3 protein-coding genes and 2 pseudogenes are annotated in these 2,859 nt (G+C 61.9%); 4 read left to right on the top strand and 1 reads right to left on the bottom strand.

From position 1 onward, the window contains the following. From A8B82_RS21595 to A8B82_RS21585, 3 genes and pseudogenes are all read left to right on the top strand, one after another. A pseudogene (locus tag A8B82_RS21595) lies at positions 1-305 on the top strand (antitoxin of toxin-antitoxin stability system); the annotation flags it as partial. A 58-nt stretch (positions 306-363) separates the two neighbouring features. Further along, positions 364-765 carry an MbcA/ParS/Xre antitoxin family protein gene (locus A8B82_RS21590; RefSeq protein ID WP_067297291.1) on the top strand — a complete coding sequence of 134 codons (402 nt, stop codon included), beginning with the start codon at positions 364-366 and terminating at the stop codon, positions 763-765. Beyond that, a complete protein-coding gene (locus A8B82_RS21585; protein ID WP_067297288.1) occupies positions 762-1,463 on the top strand; it encodes an RES family NAD+ phosphorylase in 702 nt (233 codons plus the stop codon). Before A8B82_RS21590 ends, A8B82_RS21585 begins: the two co-directional genes overlap by 4 nt. A 522-nt stretch (positions 1,464-1,985) precedes the next feature. Here the strand turns inward: A8B82_RS21585 and A8B82_RS21580 are convergent. Next, entirely contained in the window at positions 1,986-2,279 is a 294-nt protein-coding gene (locus A8B82_RS21580) for a hypothetical protein (protein ID WP_067297285.1), read from the bottom strand. A gap of 176 nt (positions 2,280-2,455) precedes the next feature. On the opposite strand from A8B82_RS21580, the pseudogene A8B82_RS21575 reads away from it, so the two are divergent. Then, a pseudogene (locus A8B82_RS21575) lies at positions 2,456-2,842 on the top strand (hypothetical protein); the annotation flags it as partial. Positions 2,843-2,859 lie beyond the last annotated feature (17 nt).

The following is a 2,859-nucleotide window of genomic DNA, read 5'->3' as shown; positions in this document are numbered from 1 at the left end:
TCGCCGACTGGCTGCAGGCCATCCAGCGGCGGAATTTCTACCAGCTCGCTGCCGAGGTCAGCCACCGCGGCCGCTACTACCACGAATACACCATGTCCGTGGACGTCACGCGGGACAGCCCGACCTGGCAGCCGCCGACCGAAGACGCCGAGGAGATCGTGACCGAGGCGCTGCGTGATCTGGCCCGCTGGCTCTACCGCCAGCTTCAGGCTGAATACGACCACCTGACCTCGGACGAGGCCATAGAGGAGGGGATCATCGTCAACGAGTACACCTTCACCGAAGAAGGGCGCCGGTTCGGGTGAGAGCGCAGGCAGTTCATTTGATCTTTACAATCAGGCCATATGATCTATATTCAGCCCAATGGAGGACGCCATGTACGTCGCAGAGAAAATCCGGGAACCCGCACAGATCAACGCCGTCGCGTTGAAGGCTTACGCGCGCGTGGTCGATGCTTGGGGCCTTAACCTGAACGAAGCGGCTGGCCTTGCCGATATGACGGTGAGCACGTGGAAGCGCGCCAAGAAGCCGGACTTTGCGGGAGAACTGACCAAGGATCAACTCCTGCGACTCAGTGCGGTGATCGGCATCTACAAGTCGCTCGAACTCTACTTCTCCGAGCCGCTCGCGCGAAGCTGGTTCACCCGACCGAACACAGGGCCGCTGTTCGGGGGTAGCCGTCCGGTTGATACCGCCATCGACGGGGGCTTGCCGCAAATTCTCGCGGTTCGGACCTATCTTGATGCATTGCGCGGTGGGGCATGAAGCAGACCGAGATTTCTGATCGTGGTCTCGTTCGTCTCCTGCCCGCCACTTACCACAAGCCGCCATCCCTGCGCGGTCTCGTCGATACCGATGACGAGATGGAGATCCTCGCAGAGATCGAGGGCCTGACCAGCGGCCGCCTTCTGGCCGAACGTGGCCGCAATCCCCATCTGGACCCGCGCGAGCTTGCCTGGCAGCGGCGCAGCCGCGATCTGCGCATTTACGGCGACAGTCATGTCAACGCTGCCTTCACCTATACCCGCGCCGGCGGGAACCGCTTCAACACCGAAGATCGTGGCGCCTGGTACTGCGCGTGGGAGGTGATGGTTTCTGTCAGCGAAGTGGCCTGGCACCGCACCCGTGAACTCGGCTTTACCGGCAGCTTCCATGACAGCGCTCGCTATGTGGAATTGTTGGCGGATTTCATCGGGATCTTCGATGATCTGACCGATGAGCCGGAACACCCAGCGCTGCATCCCGATCCGGCTGTCGGATATCCCGAGGGCCAAAGCCTGGCCCAACATCTTCGCCGGGCTGGATCGCGGGGCCTGATCTACCCCTCAGTTCGGGCTCCCGCGCCGGGCGGGAATTGCCTCGTCTGCTTCGAGCCCCACGCCATCCAGAACGTCCGGCCGGGCGCGTCTTGGGATCTTGTTTGGGATGGGACACCGCACTACTCGCTTACTGCCGTCGGCTGACGAGTAATGGCGCATGCGCTTTTTTGGGGGGGGCGAAGACATGAAACCGGCAAACGGCAACAGGCCGGACGTCACGCATTTGAAGCCGTGTGACCATCAGTTGTTCTTTGAGGCTTTGGACTGAGTCCGCCGGTCTTCTGGGCTTCGTATAGACGCGCTGAGGAAGGCGACGTCTCGGCCCCAAGAGACCACTATAGTTTTCTTCGATGAGGTTGCTTTTCCAGCGTTATGGACGCTCCAACATCACCATTTCCAAAGAACTGAGGGGCTAGCCCCAAGTGGAGGAAGATCTGAAGACGCTGGGTCGAGAGACGACTACGACTTGCGGTGGTTGCCGAAGGCCGATGTAGGCATCTCCCGGCGTCCCGCCGGGCCCAGGTCTTGGTCCTTCGGACAGGAGTTTGACCGAGGCTGATGTCCCGAAGGGCTAATCTGCCAACCTATAGGTTGGCAACTACGCTCGGTTTGCCAAGCCACGGTATGGCAGAAGCTCCGGAAGGCCGGAGCCAGCCGGTGCCGTGCTCACTTGTTCCCGTCGATCCACTTCGACATCAGCCCCTTGTCGCGGAAACATTCGTCCGGCACGGCGCGGCGCTTGATCCGGGCGAGGCGTTCTGCAAAGGCGACCTGCCTTGATGTCGGGCGGCTTTCCTGCGCGCCCGGGTTCATCTTGGCTTGTTCGTCGATCCAGGCACTCAGGGATCGCCGATCTTGCTGAACCTCCCACGGCAGAAGCGTCTGGTTGCGCAGGGCCAGCGCGCGGGCATAGGCGATCTGCTTTGGCGTCGCGGGCAGGGCGTAAGTGGTGCTTTCCATCGGGGATCTCCCTTCTTAGCGTCGCTTTCAGCATAGAACATAACGGGAACAAAAGCAAGCCGCCTGCGGAAATCATGGGGTTTGAGAGGAAGAGGAGGGCCGGGGAAGGTCAGGCCTGAGGGTGCCCGAAAGAGGGTGTCCGGGGCTGATCCTGTCCCTCATTCCGGAGTTTCCCGATGACCCATCTCGCCCATTTTGCGACCGAGCGCGCACTTGCGCCTGTTGTCCCCATCCCGTCCCCCGATACGGCCGCTGCGATCTTGAGCGTGGCCAAAGCGCTGCAGACTGATCTGGCGCAAGGTTTCCAGATCGACGCGCTGCGCCTGCGCCTTGAGATGGAGTGCGCCTTTGGCGGCTCTGACGCGACCGGCGCCTGGGACTGGAAGCTGGCCTATGAAGCAGGCGAGGCAGCGCTTGTCCTGTTCCTGCGGAAATTCGGCCGCGCGCTGTTGGCGCGGGCGGGCTCGCCCGCAGCACTGCTGCCGATCCTTGCCAAGGTGTCCGGCCTTTTGCCGACCCACACGCGGCGGTCTGAAGAGATGGAGCGGTTCCAGCAGATGGCATGACCATTCTTGGCGCT

Origin of the sequence: Sulfitobacter sp. EhC04, from assembly GCF_001650875.1 — a bacterium.
In the GTDB taxonomy this organism is placed as follows: domain Bacteria; phylum Pseudomonadota; class Alphaproteobacteria; order Rhodobacterales; family Rhodobacteraceae; genus Sulfitobacter.
This window is presented reverse-complemented; position numbering and strand designations above follow the sequence as displayed.